Annotated in this window: 13 protein-coding genes; 7 read left to right on the forward strand and 6 right to left on the reverse strand. The window is 71.9% G+C overall.

Going from position 1 to position 16,103, the window contains the following annotated elements; all coding sequences use genetic code 11:
• Positions 1 to 993: 993 nt before the first annotated feature.
• A complete protein-coding gene (locus ENKNEFLB_RS13105) occupies positions 994 to 1,248 on the reverse strand; it encodes a hypothetical protein (protein ID WP_214055825.1) in 255 nt (84 codons plus the stop codon).
• 296 nt (positions 1,249 to 1,544) lie between these two features.
• Between ENKNEFLB_RS13105 and ENKNEFLB_RS13110 the strand changes: the two genes are divergently transcribed.
• The gene (locus ENKNEFLB_RS13110) at positions 1,545 to 1,943 is read left to right on the forward strand and encodes an HIT family protein (RefSeq protein WP_214055826.1); all 399 of its coding nucleotides are present in this window, start codon (positions 1,545 to 1,547) and stop codon (positions 1,941 to 1,943) included.
• Between the two features lie 376 nt (positions 1,944 to 2,319).
• On the opposite strand, the gene ENKNEFLB_RS13115 is transcribed toward ENKNEFLB_RS13110, so the two are convergent.
• Positions 2,320 to 3,558: a TolB family protein gene (locus ENKNEFLB_RS13115; RefSeq protein WP_214055827.1), complete on the reverse strand. Its 1,239-nt coding sequence runs from the start codon at positions 3,556 to 3,558 to the stop codon at positions 2,320 to 2,322.
• Between the two features lie 340 nt (positions 3,559 to 3,898).
• On the opposite strand from ENKNEFLB_RS13115, the gene ENKNEFLB_RS13120 reads away from it, so the two are divergent.
• Positions 3,899 to 5,107, forward strand: a complete 1,209-nt coding sequence (locus ENKNEFLB_RS13120; protein WP_214055828.1) for a hypothetical protein — start codon at positions 3,899 to 3,901, stop codon at positions 5,105 to 5,107.
• Between the two features lie 39 nt (positions 5,108 to 5,146).
• Positions 5,147 to 5,773, forward strand: a complete 627-nt coding sequence (locus tag ENKNEFLB_RS13125; protein ID WP_214055829.1) for a DUF4203 domain-containing protein — start codon at positions 5,147 to 5,149, stop codon at positions 5,771 to 5,773.
• Between the two features lie 24 nt (positions 5,774 to 5,797).
• Here ENKNEFLB_RS13125 and ENKNEFLB_RS13130 read toward each other — a convergent pair whose 3' ends face one another.
• Complete coding sequence (locus tag ENKNEFLB_RS13130; protein WP_214055830.1) at positions 5,798 to 7,342, reverse strand: leucyl aminopeptidase family protein; 1,545 nt, start codon at positions 7,340 to 7,342, stop codon at positions 5,798 to 5,800.
• A gap of 317 nt (positions 7,343 to 7,659) precedes the next feature.
• Between ENKNEFLB_RS13130 and ENKNEFLB_RS13135 the strand changes: the two genes are divergently transcribed.
• The gene (locus ENKNEFLB_RS13135; RefSeq protein WP_214055831.1) at positions 7,660 to 9,465 is read left to right on the forward strand and encodes an SLC13 family permease; all 1,806 of its coding nucleotides are present in this window, start codon (positions 7,660 to 7,662) and stop codon (positions 9,463 to 9,465) included.
• Between the two features lie 24 nt (positions 9,466 to 9,489).
• Here the strand turns inward: ENKNEFLB_RS13135 and cls are convergent, their stop codons facing one another.
• The 3 genes from cls to ENKNEFLB_RS13150 all read right to left on the reverse strand — a co-directional run bounded on the left by cls (position 9,490) and on the right by ENKNEFLB_RS13150 (position 12,633).
• Entirely contained in the window at positions 9,490 to 10,971 is a 1,482-nt protein-coding gene (cls, locus tag ENKNEFLB_RS13140; RefSeq protein ID WP_214055832.1) for a cardiolipin synthase, read from the reverse strand.
• 9 nt (positions 10,972 to 10,980) lie between these two features.
• A complete protein-coding gene (locus ENKNEFLB_RS13145; protein ID WP_214055833.1) occupies positions 10,981 to 11,955 on the reverse strand; it encodes a lysylphosphatidylglycerol synthase domain-containing protein in 975 nt (324 codons plus the stop codon).
• Between the two features lie 177 nt (positions 11,956 to 12,132).
• Positions 12,133 to 12,633, reverse strand: a complete 501-nt coding sequence (locus tag ENKNEFLB_RS13150) for a VOC family protein (RefSeq protein WP_246535534.1) — start codon at positions 12,631 to 12,633, stop codon at positions 12,133 to 12,135.
• Between the two features lie 159 nt (positions 12,634 to 12,792).
• Here ENKNEFLB_RS13150 and ENKNEFLB_RS13155 point away from each other — a divergent pair, with 159 nt between their 5' ends.
• From ENKNEFLB_RS13155 to ENKNEFLB_RS13165, 3 genes are all read left to right on the forward strand, one after another.
• Complete coding sequence (locus ENKNEFLB_RS13155) at positions 12,793 to 13,947, forward strand: fatty acid desaturase family protein (RefSeq protein ID WP_214055834.1); 1,155 nt, start codon at positions 12,793 to 12,795, stop codon at positions 13,945 to 13,947.
• Positions 13,948 to 14,010: 63 nt separating this feature from the next.
• Positions 14,011 to 14,871 carry a UbiA family prenyltransferase gene (locus ENKNEFLB_RS13160; protein WP_214055835.1) on the forward strand — a complete coding sequence of 287 codons (861 nt, stop codon included), beginning with the start codon at positions 14,011 to 14,013 and terminating at the stop codon, positions 14,869 to 14,871.
• The gene (locus tag ENKNEFLB_RS13165) at positions 14,868 to 16,064 is read left to right on the forward strand and encodes an NAD(P)/FAD-dependent oxidoreductase (RefSeq protein WP_214055836.1); all 1,197 of its coding nucleotides are present in this window, start codon (positions 14,868 to 14,870) and stop codon (positions 16,062 to 16,064) included. Before ENKNEFLB_RS13160 ends, ENKNEFLB_RS13165 begins: the two co-directional genes overlap by 4 nt.
• Positions 16,065 to 16,103: the final 39 nt, after the last annotated feature.

The raw sequence follows: 16,103 nt of genomic DNA on the forward strand, positions 1-16,103 counted from the left end.
TCCAGCACCCCCAAATGGCGTTCTTGCCTGCCGACAAAGGCGGCGATCCCTGGGCTCGATACGCCGGACAGTTCGGCCGTGTAGCTCGACCGGGGGGCAGCAGGTTCGTACACCCAGGCCCATCCCGCCTTCTCCCGGCGACCGATGACATGGGCACGCTGGTGTCCGGTGACCGATCGGCGAGCCGATCCGCATTCGGTGATGTGCGTTGTCGACTCCAACATCGCCAGGTGTCGTGCTCGTAGAGTCAGACCATGAGCAGCGCCCGATCGCGAAGATCCAATGCTCGGCGTTCAGGCCGGCGACCATAACGAGACCACGCAGCGGCGCGCGGTGTTCCTGGAAAGTTGCCCAGCCCGGCGGTGACTGCACTCAGATCCTAAGAGCGGCTGCAACGCCTCATGGATCGGTTCGCGCACACACCTCACGTCACCTCGTGCGCGAGCGCGAGCGCGCAGAGTTCTGGTAAGCGTCCCAGCACGCCCAATCCCTGAACGGGTGTGCCGTGAACGGATCGGGCGCTGGCGCGTGGTTGGGAGCCTGCGCGAGCGACCGCCACCAATGCCAATCTCTGAACGTGAACCAGCCAACTAACGGTCGCGACGATCCGGCAGCGTCTCTCACCAGCTCGCTTGGTTTGTGGCTGCATCGGATTGCCCTCGTCGTATTTCCGATCGGAACGGTGATCTGCTTGCTCGTGCTGGCACTGGGTGACCCCAATGACCCGTCGAGATTGGGCTTCACCACGACGCTGAGCGCGCTAGCAACATTCTTCGCGGTCCGCACTGAACTCCGCCATCGCAAAGTGGATCGGCAGTCCCACCTGCCCTAGTAGAAGAACCCGCCACGGCGACCTACGCACGATGGTCGGATCCGTCCTGGTTTTCCCAGCAGCCGATCGGCTCGCGGAGCGTGCCAGTAGCCGATGGGCACGCGGAGTGTGCCGGTGACAGATTGACCTCAAGAAAGGCCTCAACTGAAGCAAGTGGTCGATCAACCGAGCCGCTGCCACAAGGCAAAACCGCCGATGGCGAGAAAGCCGAGTCCGACGAGGCGGGTCCGCGCCTTCGACGGATTCTGATTGGCGATTTTGGGCCGCAGGATCTTCGGCCGGTGACCATACTTCTCTCGTGCTCGCGCCGAACGCGCTCGGTCGCGCTTGGTGGCTTGGTCTGCGAACACCAATAAGTACAGACCGATCACCCCGGCTGCGACGACAAAGAACCATACGAAGTCCCGCTCACTCATGACCCGGGACAGTACGTGGGACCTAAGACCGCGCCGGACCAGGCCTGGCCCGGCCTGGCCTGGCCTGGCCTGGCCTGGCCTGGAACGAAGGACTGCGAGCGGGGCAGCCACCAACTTGTAGTCGCCGAGGCTGACCGCATCGGGTTCGTCGCAGCCCTTGCCAAGAAGCAGCAGGCGCGGCGACATAGCCGTTGCACTCTTGCCGTCAAGACCACTGGCGCCAGCAACCTTCCCGCGGCAGGAAGGTCTTCCGGTTGAACGAACATCGGGGTGTCGGTCTCCGTCATCATGGCAACGTGGCTGCTCAGATGACATGCCCTTTCTGCGAGCTCACGGGGTCAGAGACCGTTGCCGAGATCGGGCCGTGCCTGGCGATCTGGACGAACGAGTCTCCTGCCGGGTCCGTCATGGTGCTGCCCAAGGCGCACCGGCGGGCCCCGTGGGACCTGACGACGGAGGAATGGTCCGCCACCCAGGAGCTGCTGAAGGTTCTGGTGGGCAGACTTCGCTCCACTCATCAGCCCGACGGCTGGAACGTCGGTTGGAACGTGGGGCGAGTCGGTGGCCAGTCGGTCGACCACGTGCACTGCCACCTACTACCCCGGTACCGGCACGAACGCTATGCCGGGAGGGGTTTGCGGTGGTGGTTCAAGCAGCCGGAGAACGAGGTCCCGACGGGTCTCAAGACCGACTGACCAGGTCGCGGTAGATCGTCCCGCCGGAAGCCGGACCCTCGACTGCAACGACATCGGTCACCTACGGCCAGAGATGTCAGTTCCCGCAGCACCCGTCCGGTGACGGTTCCGGGACAGGGGCCTGATCCGGCCAAGCCGATGTGGAGCCGGAATGAGTGGTCGTCGCGCCCGGTGAGACCGGGTCGCGTGGCCTCACTCCCCCGTGATGACGGATCAGTTGCTCATTGAGCCGCCGGCCGACATAGGCGCCAGAACCGTCGTCGCTCTGCCTGTTCAGCTCGGCTCCGGTCGCGGAGGTCCCCACGCACCCCGCTGATCCGAGAGCGCTCCTGGGCCGCTACACCGCCGATGGTGCGGGGGCGGTTGCTGCAGCCGGTCACCCGCCCGGTGGGCGGCGGGGCAGCCGGGCCGTGAGGGCGGCCACGACGAGGCCGAGCAGGAGTGCCAGGGTGATGCGCAACAGTGTCGGCATGGGTCCCCGGTCCGGGTCGCCGGCCGGTCGGACCTCGAGATCGCTGAGCAGTGCCGAGGCGAGCTGGAAGGTCTGGACGCCGTAGCTCGATGTGCCCTCGACGCGGGTGAGCTCCCGCACCTCCCCGCCGTCGAGGGCGTAGGCGAGGAGCCGGGTGGTGTCGTCGTCGTGGGTCTGGAGAAGGGCGACCTCACGCTCGCCGGTCCAGCCGACCAGTGCCTGGCCGTACGGCCACTGGACGCTCAGGGTGCGCGGGCTGGACTGCGCAGGTGCGCCGAGGTCGCGGAACGCGAGCTCATCGTCCTGCCGGATGGCCAGAAGCTGCCCGTCGGGCGACCAGGCGTCCGGGCCGGCCAGCTGGCCTCCCTGGGAGCGGAGGATCCCGGCGTCGCGACGTTGCTCTGATCTCGTCGGCGAGGTGGGCTGCGGGAGGTTCCGGGTCGTCGCGGAAGCCAGCTCGAGGATCGCGATCCCGGGGTCGCGACCATGGCGCTGGACCGCGAGCTGGAGGCCGTCGGGCGAGAAGGCCGCCACCGATACCTCGTCGCCCACGGCCATCGGGGTGACCTCGCCGGAGTCGGCATGCAGGACGAACAGGTCGCCGACCAGCGCCCGACCCGAGTAGGGGTCGGTCGCGTCGTCGCGCGCGAGGTAGGCCACCTGGCTGCTGTCGGCGGACCAGGCGATGGGGCGCACGCTGCGCGCCGGCGGCAACGGGTGCCGGGCCACCTCGCCGGAGCTGAGGTCGACGACCTCGATGTCGGCCCCGGAGAGGTCGTGGTCGCCGATCGCGACCCGGCGCCCGTCGGGGGAGAGCAGCATCGGGGCCGGGTCTCCCTGGGTCTCCGGTCCGGCCCGGTCCTCGGCGACGTCGAGTCGCCGGTAGACGTCGGTGTCGGCGGCCAGCACCACGGCCTGGGGGAAGTCGAGGAACTCGACGCCGAACCCGTGCTGGTAGAGCGCGAGGGCCCGACCAGGGGGCGCGTCGGAGACGTCCCCGGTCCGATAGGAGTAGTCGGCCAACCGGTGGGGCAGGGCAGCCGTCGTCCCCGGGTCCCTGGCCCCCTCGACAGCGAGGGGGAGGAAGACGAGCGAGGCACAGGCGGCCCCGAGGGCGAGGCCGCGCCACCGGGTGGGTCGCATGCCCGGAACGTAGCGCCTGCGTCGTCGACCGGGCACGTGTTCTTGCGGCGGGGGTCTGGGGAAGAACCGATCATCCGGTCACGTGACGGATCCGCCCTCCGCACTCGTCACCGCTGGGGGCCCGACCAGATGCCGGGTGGTGCCCTTCCCCCGGGTCAGGGGTCCCGGCCACCCCACCCCGCGATGCCCGAGAGTGCGCTCGACCCGGCGGCCGCAGAGTGCGCGCAGCGGCCCGCTCGACCCCCCGCCCACCGGCGGTCCCTCCGCAGGTCGGGACCTGCCGACGAGGGCCCTGACCTGGTAATCTCGGTCACTTCTCGCTGAGCGTGCGGAGTCATCTGTGAACCCTGTTGTCGCGTTCGTCGTGGTCATGCTGGTGTGGACGATCAGCGATTTCGTCGCCAAGAAGACCCAGTCGCTGCTGTCGTCGCTCTTCGTCGCCTCGATCATCTTCCTGATCGGGTTCCTGAGCGGAATCTTTCCCGAGGACCTCCTGGCGAGCTCCTCGCTGCTGGCCCTGGCCGGGGTCGTCGTCGGCTTCATCATCGTGCACCTCGGGACGATGATCAGCCTGGACGACTTCAAGAAGCAGTGGAAGACCCTCCTGGTCGGGATCGCGGCGGTGCTCGGGATCGGGATCGCGCTCCTGGTCGCCGGCCTGATCTTCGGCGACCGGATCAGCGGCAGCGCCGCGGACGGCTACGCCCAGCAGATCGACTTCGTCGTCGCAGGGACCGGCGCGCTGAGCGGTGGCACCATCTCGGTCCTCATCGTCCAGGAGGCCGCTCTCGGGGTGGGGCTGACGAGCATCGCCGTCTTCCCGGTCCTCATCGCGGCCCTGCAGGGACTCATCGGGTTCCCGCTCACCTCGCTGATCCTGCGCAAGGAGGCCGCCCGGCTCCGCGACGAGTACCGCGCCGGCGCGCTCGCTCCTGTCGTCGTCGAGGAGAAGGAGGACGCGGCGACCTCTCTGCTGCCAGACGCGCTGCGGACGACGGCCGGGACGCTGTTCGTGGTCGGGCTCGTGGTGCTGGCCAGCCTGGGGATCAACAACCTGACCAACGGGGTGCTGAACACCTTCGTGGTGGCGCTGGTGTTCGGGATCGGGTTGCGGACCTTCGGGGTCTTCAAGCCGTCGGTGCTGAGCGGCATCGACTCCTTCGGGCTGATGATGATCGCCATCATGATCCTGGTCTTCGGCCCGCTGGCGACCGTGGAGCCCTCGGATGTCCGGGAGCTCGCCCTGCCTCTGCTGCTGGCCTTCGTGTTCGGGGTCGCCGGCATCGTCGGGTTCGCCACCCTGGTCGGGAAGCTGCTCGGCTACAGCGTCCCGATGTCGGTGGCCATCGGCCTCACGTCCCTCTACGGGTTCCCGGGCACGATGATCCTGTCCCAGGAAGCCGCCAAGGGCGCGGGCGAGACGCCCGAGGAGGTCGCCGCCATCGAGAACCAGATTCTGCCCAAGATGATCGTGGCCGGGTTCTCCACCGTGACGATCACCTCCGTGGTCGTCACCAGCATCATCGCGGGGCGCATCGGGACCGGCTGAGCCTCGCCGCGTGCCTGCGTCCCCCGCTACCGTGTGGCGATGACGCAGGACATCGTCTTCGGCACCCTGGCCCTGCTGGCCGGCGTCCTGCTCTGCTTCCGCGGCTACGCGGTCCTGCGCCTCGCCATCGCGGTCTGGGGCGCCTTCGTCGGGTTCAGCCTCGGCGCCGGCCTGGCATCGGCCCTGACCGGTGACCGCTTCCTCGGCACCGTGCTCGGCTGGACGCTCGGCGTGGCGCTCGCACTGGTCCTCGCGCTCCTCGCCTACCTCTACTACGCCGTCGGCGTGGTCATCGCGACGGCGTCGGCCGGTTTCGCACTGGGTGCGGCCCTCATCGTCGCGATCGGCGTGGACTGGAGCTGGGCGATCGTCCTCGCCGGCCTGCTCGTCGGTGCCCTGCTGGCCCTGCTGGCCGTCCTCGCCGACCTGCCGACGCTCCTGCTCGTCGTGGTCGGCGCCCTCGCCGGGGCCAGCGTCACCGTGACCGGGCTGATGCTGCTGTCCGGCGTCATCGAGTCCGCGGACTTCGACGACGCGGCCGCGACCGGTCGGATCCAGGACGACTGGTGGTGGTACCTGCTCTTCCTCGTCCTGGCGGTCGCCGGCGTCGCGGCCCAGTCCCGCGACGCGGCCGACCGCCGCGGCACGCAAGGCAGTCGACCCTGACCGCGTCCCGAGGCACGCGCGTGGTCAGGTGGCCGCCCGGGGAGGACTCGAGGGCGCGGTCGACCCCGGGGCCTCGAACCGCATGGCGAGCTCGATGAGGAGCTTGGCGCCGAACCCGCTCGCTCCCTTGTTGCGCCAGGTGCGCGGCGCCGGTTGCTGGGCGGTGCTCGCGATGTCGACGTGGGCCCAGGGAACCTCACCGACGAACTCCTCGAGGAACAGCGCCGCCGTGATCGACCCGGCGTTCGGGCCACCCATGTTCGTCATGTCGGCGATGGTCGAGGACAGCTGGGACCGGTAGGGGCGGTGCAGCGGCAGCTCCCAGACCGGTTCGTCGGAGATCGCTCCCGCCGTCCGCAGCTGGTCGACCAGGACCGGCGCGTTGCCCATGACACCGGCGAGCTCCACACCCAGGGTGCGCAGGCAGGCCCCGGTCAGGGTGGCGATGTCGACGACGGCGTCGACGCCGTCCTCGACGGCCAGGCACAGACCGTCGGCCATCACCAGGCGGCCCTCGGCGTCGGTGTTGAGAACCTCCACCGTGGTGCCGTTGCGCATGGTGAGCACGTCGCCCAGCTTCATGGCGGAGCCGGACGGCATGTTGTCGGTGCAGCACAGGTAGGCGGTGACCGCGGTGGTGCAGCCCAGGGCCTGGAGTGCGGTCATCGCCCCGAGGATGGCGGCGGCGCCCGTCATGTCGTTCTTCATCTGCGCGTGCGACTCGTCGCTCGGCTTGAGGCTGATCCCGCCGGAGTCGTACATGATGCCCTTGCCGACCAGGCCGAGGTGACCGGTCGGTGCGGACGGCAGGTAGGCGAGCCGGACGAGCCGCGGTTCGTCGACGCTCCCGAGGTTGACCCCCAGGATCCCCCCGCACCCCATCTCGATCAGCTCCTGCTCGCCGAAGGCCTCGACGACCAGGCCGGCCTCGGACGCCAGCTCTTCGGCGACCTCGCCCATGCGCGCGGCCGTCAAGGTCGTCGCAGGACAGTTGGAGAGGTCTCGACTGATCGCGGCCGCCCGCGCGACCGCCCGACCCCGGGCGACCCCGGCCGCCACGTCCTCGCTGACGGCGTCCGGGGCGACGATGACCAGGTCGGTGAGCGTCTGTTCCCCGTCGTCCTTGCCGACGAAGAAGCGCCACCGAGCCAGGAGGACCCCCTCGACGACGGCCTGGGCGAAGTCGGCCGCGGAGATCGCGAGGTCCGTCGCAGGCAGCTCCACCGCGAGGCTCCGGTGCTGGGGCACCGCGCGGGCGAAGTCGGCGGCCACGTCACGCACCAGCGTCATGTCGACCCGCTCCGGCTCGCCGACGCCGATCGCGACGAGGGCACGACCGTCCGGTCCTGGCAGGACCGCCGTCTGACCGGCCCGACCGGTGAACCCGGTCACCGCGAGCCCGGCGGCGTCCAGGCCCAGGTCGGCAGGAGGTTCCGCACCCACCTGGACCGGGACGGCGAGGGCCGCGGCCTCGGTCACCGGTGGCAGCACGGCAGCGATGCTGACGCGGGCCGGACTCCTGGTCGACGGGATCGGATCGAACTCACCGCGTGCCGGGTTGCCGCTCATCAGGGCCTTCTTCCAGCGTCGTTGTCCTCGTCGGAGTGTGGCAGGGATTCCGGTCCTGGTCACCGGGCCGAAACACCCGGGTGCGCCACCGTCTGACCCGGGCAGGCAGAAGGTCCCGTCGCGGGCGCGACCAAGGACGCACGGGTCCGGGCCCCGAGGACGAGGCTCCCCGAGGAGCGCGTTCGCGAGTATGTTCGGGATCGACGGAGCCGCGTTCCCGTCCGACTGGCGCGGCGGCGAGCAGCACGAGGCGGACGCTGATCCGGCTGCGACCGCGGGCGTGAGTCCGCTCCGTCGCCGCCGAGGACCGAGGCCGGATGACCGACTCCACCACCAGCCTGGTGATCCTCGCGGTCGTCATCGGGCTCTTCGTCTGGAACCGGCTCTCGGTCGGCCTGGTCGCCGTCCTCACCGCGCTTGGTCTGTACGCCACCGGGGTGCTGGACGCCGACCAGGCGCTGGCCGGGTTCGGCGACCCGGTGGTGGTGTTCATCGCCGCGCTCTTCGTCGTCAGCGAGGGCATCGACTCCACGGGCGTGACCGGCTGGCTCGGGCAGGTCCTCGCCGACCGGGTCGGCGGCGGAGTCCGTGCGCTGAGCACCGCGGTGATGCTGCTCTGCGCACTACTCACCGCCCTGATCAGCCTCAACGGCTCGGTCGCGGCGCTGCTGCCGATGGTGGTCGTGGTCGCCATGCGGGTCACCGTGCCGCCGGCGCGGATGCTGATGCCGATGGCCTTCGCGGGCAGCGCCGGCTCCTTGCTGGCCCTGACCGGCAGCCCGGTCAACGTCCTCGTCGCGGCCGCCTCCGACGACAACGGGGCCGGCGGGTTCGCCTTCTTCGACTTCGCCGTGGTCGGGGTGCCGATCCTCCTCGGGACCGTGCTCATCGCCCTGGTCGCCGGTCCGCGGCTGGTCCCGGAGCGGGAGTCGACGCACCTCCCGCCCGACCTCAGCGGGTACGCGGCCACGATCGCCCAGCACTACGCCCTGCACGACGGTCTCTACCGGCTCCGTGTGCGCACCGGCTCCCCCGCCGTCGGGCGGCCTGCCCCCGAACTCGACCTCGCCGCCTACCCGGGCACCGTGCTCGTCGGCGCCCAGCGTGCGGGCGTCCCGCTCGGGGTGACCGACTCGCCCCTCGCCGTGGACGACGTCCTGGTGCTCACCGGCCCACCCGCGGAGATCGGCCGGCTGGTGGTCGAGCAGGATCTCGCCGTGGGGGCGCAGCCGGTGACGGCAGATCCCGCCACCCCGCTGCTGGACCGGGAGCTCGGGGTGATCGAGGTGGTCGTCCCACCGACGTCGTCGCTGGTCGGACGCACCGTGTTCCCGGGCCTGGCAGCCACGGACCTGGTGATCCTCGGCGTGCGGAGGCTCGGCAAGGACCGGGGGAACGTGCGGACCGAACTCGCCGCCGGTGACCTGCTGCTCCTCCACGGCACCTGGCCGGACATCGACGCGCTCATCCACGACCGTGACGTCCTGGTCGTGGACTCCCCCGACCTGGTCCGCCGCCAGGCCGTGGCACCGGGGGCACCGGCCGTCCGGGCCGTGGTCGTGCTGGTCGCGATGATCGTGCTGCTGGCCACCGGCGCGGTCCCACCGGCCGTCGCCGCACTCACGGCCGCTGCCACGATGCTGCTGCTCCGGGTCGTGTCGCCCGACCAGGCGTACCGCGCGATCTCCTGGCAGACCCTCGTCCTGATCGGCGGTCTGATCCCCCTGTCCACCGCCATCCAGACCAGCGGCGCGGCCGACCAGGTCGCCGACGTCCTGGTCGCGGCGGTCGGCGACGGCAGCCCGTACCTGCTGATGCTCGCGCTCTTCGCACTCACCGCGATCCTGGGACAGATCATCTCCAACACGGCGACCGTCCTCATCGTGCTGCCCATCGCCGTCGCTGCCGCCGCCGAGACCGGGGTGTCGGTGCAACCGGTCCTGATGCTGATCGCCGTCGCGGGCGCAGCCTCTCTGCTCACCCCCATCGCGACGCCCGGGAACATGATGGTGATGGGCCCCGGCGCCTACCGCTTCGGCGACTACTGGAAGCTCGGGCTGGTGACCATGACCTGGTGGCTGGTCGTGTCCCTCACCGTGATCCCCCTGGTCTGGAGCTTCTGAGCCCGGACCCGGGGCGGGGTCGACTCACTGGAGGGCCGCGGTGAGCCTCATGACGTTGTCGAGGTAGCGCAGACGGGGCTTGCGTCCCGACCACTCCTCCAGGAGCAGCTCGCGGGACACCTCGCGGTAGCCGTCCTCGACCGCCTGGATCCGTCGGACCACCTGGGGTCCCAGCATCATCAGCGAGATCTCGTAGTTGAGCGCGAAGGAGCGCATGTCCATGTTGCTCGAGCCGATCACCGCGACGGCGTCGTCGACCGAGAGGTGCTTCGAGTGCAGGATGTAGGGGTCCGGGTAGAGGTAGATCCGCACCCCCGCCTCCAGCAGCGCCCGGTAGTACGACGCCTGGGCGTGGCCGACCATGAACTGGTCCGGCAGCTCGCTGACGAACAGCTCGACGTCGATCCCGCGCTGCGCCGCCGTCGTCACGGCGTAGAGCAGGGACTCGTCCGGGACGAAGTACGGGCTGGTGATCGAGATGCGTCGGGTCGCCGAGTACACCAGCGTGGTGAACAGCCGCAGGTTGTTCTCGGCGACGAACCCCGGGCCGCTGGGCACCAGCTGGCAGCTCACGCCCGCGACCACCTCGGGATGGTCGTCGAGGATCGCCGGGTGGACCTCCACCGCGAGCACCTCGTCGGTCTCGGCGTACCAGTCCATCGCGAAGACCGAGTCGAGCGTCGCCACGATGTGGCCCTGGACCCGGACCATGCACTCGACGTACAGCCGGCCGAGGCGGTGGTTCTTGGGCTTGTTGTAACCCCGTTCGGTGACGTTGAACGACCCCGTGAAGCCGACGAGGCCGTCGGCGACCAGCATCTTGCGGTGGTTGCGCAGGTCCGGGCGACGAAAGCGGCCCCGGAGGGGCTTGATCGGGAGCATCGGGTGCCACTGGATGCGGGTCTGCTCGAGCCGGGCGATCATCTGCCGGTAGCCCGGCACGCTTCGGCACCCGATGTGGTCGAAGAGGAGCTTGACGTCCACACCGAGCTCGGCGGCGTCGGCCATCGCCTCGAAGAACGGCGCGGTCAGGGCGTCCCACGCGACGATGTAGAACTCGACGTGGACGTAGGAGCGTGCCGCGGCGACCGTGCGGGTCATCGACCGGATCACCTCGTCGTAGTCCTCGATGACCAGCACGCAGTTGTCGTGGACCAGGGGCAAGGAGCCCAACCGGTCGTTGAGCGCGATCACCGACGGCAGGAGCGCCGGCAGGTCGTCGCGCGCCTCCGCCGCCGGGAACTCCTCGGCTCGCGCACGGACCCGGGCCTTGGCACGCAGCTGGCGGGCGTGCCGGTCCCTGCCGAGGTCCGTGCGCCCGAACAGCAGGAAGGCGACGAACCCGAGGACCGGCAGGACCAGGATCAGCAGCAGCCACGCCATCCCGGTCGACGGCTTGCGGTTTCCCGGGATCACCCCCAGTGCGACCACCCGGAGGGTGACGTCGACGACGGTCACCGACCACCCCACCACCAGGGTCAGCACCGTCCAGTCGAGAGCAGACATGGTCGGACGCTAGGTCACGCCGGCGCGGGTGGAGAGGCGCCACCACGTCACCGCGACCATGCCGAGGACGAGGGGCGCTCCGATGGTGACGACGCGCCAGATGATGAGGGCGGCGACCAGCGACGCCTCCACCTCCTGGCCCGCGCGGGCGACGAGGGTCGCGATCACCACGGCGTCGAGGAGACCCAGCCCGCTGAACGGGAAGAGGGTCAGCGGGTAGGCGACCAGGAACGCCGTCAGGACCCACACCGCCGGGAGGTCGACCCGCGACGCACCGACGAACCGGACGCTGAGCACGATCAGGCCCGCGTCGACGACCACCATGCCGACCAGCGCCGCGACCGACAGCGGCAGGGTCCGCGCGATCCGGTCGACCACGGTCCCCCGGAACCCCAGCACCGACTCCGCCCACACCCCCGGGTCGACCGACGACCGCACCCGGCGGGCGAGGAGCCCCGTACGGCGTCCTGTCGACGCCGCGAACGCGGGGCTGCGGAAGGACAGCCACACGACGACCAGCAGCGCGGCGCTGACCGCCCCCGAGGCGAGCGCCGTCCAGAGCTCGCCGCCCAGGAGGTCACCGGTCACGGCCATGACGAGGACCCCCAGCAGCGGGGCGGCGAAGCGCACCACGTAGAAGGACACGGTGTTCATCACGGTGCCGGCGAGCCCGGCCGAGCGGGAGATGCCCCACGAGCTGAACATCGCCAGCCGTACCACCACGTCCGAGGGTGGCGGAGCGATCGTGGTCATCAAGATCGCGGCCTGGTCGTTCGCCACCGCCCGCAGGGGCCCGCAGCCTTCGATGTAGACCGACAGCGGCAGCGCGTTGAGGAGCTGTCGGAGCAGCAGGCCCAGCACCAGGACCGGCAGCTGCCACCACGCGAGGTGGTCGAGCGCCGCCCGGACCTGGGACCAGTCGATGTCGCCGACGAAGCCCTCCACGAACCACACCGCCGACCCGACCACCACCACGACCAGCACCGGCCGGAGGAGCCGTCTGCTCGACGACCGGGGTGGGGGCTGCGGTGGGGGCTGCGGTGGGACGACCTCGACGCTCGACATCCGGGCTCCTCCTTCGAGACACCCGAGGTCGGCATGACGCGCTGGCAGGATACCGCCGGGAGCTGGACGGCCGGACCTGGACGGCCGGCACCGGTCTCAGGCGGGCGGGGCGAAGAGCTCGAGGGCGATGCCGTCGGGGTCGCGGAAGGACAGCCCGCTGCCGTAGTGCGCGTCGACGACACCGCCGTGGGCGATGCCGAGCTCGTCGAGCCGACCTGCCCAGGTCTCGAGCTCGGCCCGGTCGGCGCAGGCGAAGGCGAGGTGGTCCAGGCCCGTACGCCGCTCGTCGAAGCCGCCGTCGGCCCGTTCGGGGTGGCTGTGGATGCCGAACAGCTGCCCGCCCTCGAGCGCCCACACCGTGTGGTGGTAGCCGCCCGCGGTCTCGTCCTCGTCGAGGACCGGGTCGGTCCCGAGCAGCGCGGTGTACCACCGGGTGCTGGCCTCGAGGTCGCTGACGGTGAGCGCGGCGTGGCCGATCGGGGGAACGTGGGCATGGGGTCTCCTGGGGTCGTCGCGACGGTGCGAAGGGCTGCGCCTCGTTCCTACCAACGACCCCGGGACCGGCGGACCTGATCGTTCGGGCAGGACGACGGCCACGACGGGCAGGGGGACTCGCGCTCGCGCGTCGCGAGGACCGCCATCCACCCCTGGGTGCCGGGTGTCGCGCTAGCGTCGACCCCGAGGATCGCGCCGTCCGGCCACCTCCTGTCCCGTCGTCCCGGCCCCCGACGACTCACCAAGAGTCCGAGGACCCGCATGACCCCACCTGAGCCGCACGCCGTCGTCTCCGAGCGATCCGGTCCGGGCACCACCGCCCGTACCAGCCCGCGCACCACCGCCCGTACCACCGCGCGCACGTCGGCCGCGCCGTTCACCGCCCTGGCTGCCGAGGTGCGGGACAGCGGGCTGCTGCGGCGCCGCTACGGCTACTACGCCGCGCAGGTCGCGGCCTGCGTCGCAGCCCTGGTCGGCGTCGCGGTCCTAGTCCTCGTGCTGGGTGACACGTGGTGGCAGCTGGTCCCGGCCGCGGTCCTCGGCCTGGTCGTCACGCAGCTCGGCTTCCTCGGGCACGACGCGGCGCACCGGCAGGTCTTCGTGGGCGCACGTGCCAACGACTGGGCCGCACGCCTGCTCTCCGGCGCCGGGGCCGGGCTGAGCTACGGGTGGTGGCGCGGCAAGCACAACCAGCACCACGCCGCCCCCAACCAGGAGGGCCGCGACCCCGACATCGCCCCGGGCGTGCTCGCCTTCACCGCCGAGATCGCGGGTGCGCGGGACACGGGGCCGGCCGGGTGGTTCGTCCGGCACCAGGGGTGGCTCTTCTTCCCGCTGCTGACGCTGGAGGGAGCCAACCTGCACTGGGCCAGCGTCCGCACCCTCCTCGGCCGGGCTCCCGTACGGCACCGGTGGGCCGAGCTCGCGCTGGTGACGACCCGCCTCGGCGGGTACGTCGTGGCGCTGTTCCTGGTCCTGCCGCCCGGGAAGGCCGCGGCGTTCCTGGCCGTGCAGATGGCCGTGTTCGGCGTCTGCCTCGGCGGCTCCTTCGCGCCCAACCACAAGGGGATGCCGATCGTGCCGCGCGGGGCGCGCCTGGACTTCCTGCGGCGCCAGGTGCTGATGTCCCGCAACGTCCGGGGCGGCCCCGTCGTCGACGTCGCGATGGGTGGGCTGAACTACCAGATCGAGCACCACCTGTTCCCGAGCATGCCGCGCCCGAACCTGCGACGGGTGCAGCCGCTGGTCCGCGCCCACTGCGCCCGCCACGGCATCGCCTACACCGAGGTCGGGCTGCTCGAGTCGTACGCCATCGTGGTCGGCTACCTCAACCACGTCGGGCTCCGGGCGCGGGACCCGTTCCAGTGCCCCCTGTCCGCTGCCCTCCGCGAGTCCGGTCCCCCCGGTGCCGGCTGAGGCCCCGACCCCCGGTGGTGCGCCCCCCCGGGGTGGGTGTCGCCGTGTTGGCCCGCGGCTACGGTGAGTGCTGACGCCCGGGCCGCCACGCGGCCCACCGGCCAGGAGGAGGCGGGGACCACGCGCGCCGTACGCACCCTGTCCACGCTGCTCGGGGCCGCCCACCCGGGCCCGGCCCTGGCCGTCACGCTGCTCGCGGCGCTGCTCTGCCTGCCCGCGGACCTCTCCCCCGGCCGCGCCGCCGTGGTCGTGCTCGCGGTGCTGACCGGGCAGCTGACCATCGGCTGGTCCAACGACCTGCTGGACCTGGCCCGCGACCGGGCCGTCGGGCGCACCGACAAGCCGTTGGCCTCCGGGGCGTTGTCGGTCCGGCTGGTCCGCGCCGCCATCGTCGCAGCGCTCCTCGCCACCGTCGTGCTCTCGCTCTCCTGCGGGCTGGTCGCCGGCCTGCTCCACCTCGTCGTGGTCGCCGCGGGCTGGGCCTACAACCTCGGCCTCAAGTCGACCGTCGCCTCGGGGGTCCCCTACGCCGTCGCCTTCGGCGCGCTCCCGGCCTTCGTCTGGGCCGCCGGCGACACCACCGCCCCGGCCTGGGTCGTCCTGGCCGGGGCCCTGCTCGGCACCGGCGCGCACCTGCTCAACGCCGTTCCGGACCTCGCCGACGACGCGGCCACCGGCGTCCGCGGCCTGCCGCACCGTCTCGGCGAGCGCGGGTCCCGGACCGGGGCCGCCCTGCTGCTGGTGCTGGCCTCCGCCGTCCTGGTGACCGCCACGACCACCCTGCCTCCGTCCGTGCGGGTGCTGGCCCTGCTGCTCGCGGTCGGCCTGGCCGCCGTCGCCGTGCGCGCCCCGGGCCGCCACGGCTTCCGGGCCGCGGTCGGCATCGCCGTGGTCGACGTCGTCGTGCTGGCGGCCGCACGATGAGCGGGTCTCGCAGGGACGAGGGCGGGGCGTACGACCTGGTGGTCGTCGGCGCGGGCCCGGCCGGCGCCACGGCGGCCGTGGCGGCGCTCGAGGAGCGGCCCGGCCTGCGGGTGCTGCTGCTGGACCGCGCCGACTTCCCGCGCGACAAGTGCTGCGGCGACGGGATCGCCGCGCAGGCCGTCGACGTGCTCCGCGCGCACGGGATGCAGGACGCGGTCGAGGGCTGGTCGCCGCTGCGCCGCCTCGAGCTGGCCGCCGGCGACACGGTGGTCGACGGCCGGATGTCGCGCGACGTGCACGTGGTGCCCCGGCGGGCGTTCGACGCGCGCCTGGTCGAGCACGCCGTCGACCGCGGCGCCGAGCTGCGCCGGTCCCGGGTCCGTCAGGTCGAGGTGCGCGAGGACCGGGTGGTCCTCGACACCGGTGACGCCGAGGTGACCGGCGCGGTCGTGCTCGGCGCCGACGGCGCCCACTCCCGGGTCCGCGCGGCCCTCACCGGCCGCCACCACCTCACCACGCCCCGCCGCGCGCTCGCCCTGCGCGGCTACACCCCGACGCCGGGCTGGCTCGCCGGCCGCCAGGTCATCCGCTGGGGGCCGGGCCGGCAGCCGTCGTACGCCTGGGCCTTCGACCGCGGCGACGGCCTGGCGAACATCGGGTACGGCGAGCTGGTCGACGACGGCCCCGGGCCGACCCGCGCCCGGATGCTCGACGCGCTCGACGGCCTGCTGCCCGGCCTCGTCGACGACGCCACGGACTGGCGCGGCCACCCGCTCCCGCTCTCCGGCTTCCGGTGGCAGCAGCCCGACGGTCGCTGCCTGCTGGCCGGCGACGCCTCCGGCCTGGTGAACCCGATGACCGGCGAGGGCATCTACTACGCCGTCGCGACCGGGTCCCTGGCCGGACGGGCGGCGGCCGCGGCCGTCGCCGACGGCCGGCCCGCGAGCGCCGGGCGCCGCTACCGCCACGACGTCCGGCGGCTCCTGGCCGGCCACCTGCGCCACACCTGGACCGCCGGCACGCTCGCCCAGCGCCGGGGGGTCGTGGCCGCCGGCGTCCGCGCCGCCCGCGGCGACCAGCGGGTCTTCGACGACCTCGTCGAGATCGGCCTCGGCGGCGGACGGATCACCCCGCGCCTGGGCCGCTCGCTGGCCGTGGAGCTCACCCGTCAGCTCGTCCGCTCGACCGCCTGACACCCCCACCTGACACGCTGCTGCCCAGACCGCCCGACG

Origin of the sequence: Nocardioides aquaticus, from assembly GCF_018459925.1 — a bacterium.
Classification (GTDB): Bacteria; Actinomycetota; Actinomycetes; order Propionibacteriales; family Nocardioidaceae; genus Nocardioides; species Nocardioides aquaticus.